Source organism: Streptomyces sp. DH12 (assembly GCF_020873895.1).
Taxonomy (GTDB): Bacteria; Actinomycetota; Actinomycetes; order Streptomycetales; family Streptomycetaceae; genus Streptomyces.
Genome location: NZ_JAHWGT010000169.1, coordinates 1 through 859 on the forward strand (window position 1 = coordinate 1; position 859 = coordinate 859).

General features: G+C 69.6%; 1 protein-coding gene. It reads right to left on the reverse strand.

The annotated features are described in order from the left end of the window. Window positions 1-858: ABC transporter permease (locus LPA54_RS33270; protein WP_228984459.1), on the reverse strand; the 858-nt coding region annotated here is incomplete at its 3' end. Window position 859 lies beyond the last annotated feature (1 nt).

Below are 859 nucleotides of genomic sequence, written 5' to 3' on the forward strand. Positions count from 1 at the left end.
CTGCTGGACGTCGGTCTGCAGGTTGTTCAGGGCGAAGATGTTGGTGATGGTGGTGAAGATCAGGACGCCGAGGACGGAGCCGACGATGGTGCCGCGGCCCCCGGTGAGCAGGGTGCCGCCGATGATCGCGGCGGCGATGGCGTCGAGTTCGTAGAGGTTGCCGTTGGTGTTCTGTCCCGAGCCGGACAGAACGATCAGCAGGAAGGCGGCGATGCCGCAGCACAGCCCGGACAGCAGGTACAGGTAGAGGCGCTGGCGGCGCACGTCGATGCCGGCCAGGCGGGCGGCCTCCGCGTTGCCGCCGACGGCGACGGAGCGGCGGCCGAAGGTGGTGCGGTTGAGCACCAGCCAGCCGACGACGGTGACCGCGGCGAACACCAGCACCAGCGGGGGGATGCCCAGCACGTAGGCGTCGCGCTCGCCGAGGTCGAGGACGCTGTCGACGGTGACGATCTGGGTGCGCCCGTCGGTGATCTGGAGGGCGAGACCGCGGGCGGAGGCGAGCATGGCGAGGGTGGCGATGAACGGCACCATCCCGCCGTACGCGATGAGCACCCCGTTGACCAGGCCGCAGCCGAGTCCGACCAGGACGGCGGTGAAGAGGATGCCGGCGAAGCCGTACTCCTGGGTGGCGACGGTGGTCGCCCACACCGAGGCGAGGGCGACGATCGCGCCGACCGACAGGTCGATGCCGCCGGAGATGATGACGAAGGTCATGCCGACGGTGACGACGCCGATGACGGACGCCTGGGTGAGGACCAGCTGGAGGTTGCGGGTGTCCAGGAACTGGTCCGGCTTGGTGAGGCCGCCGATCAGGATCAGTACGGCGAGCACGCCGAGCAGGGACAGGGTGCGCACG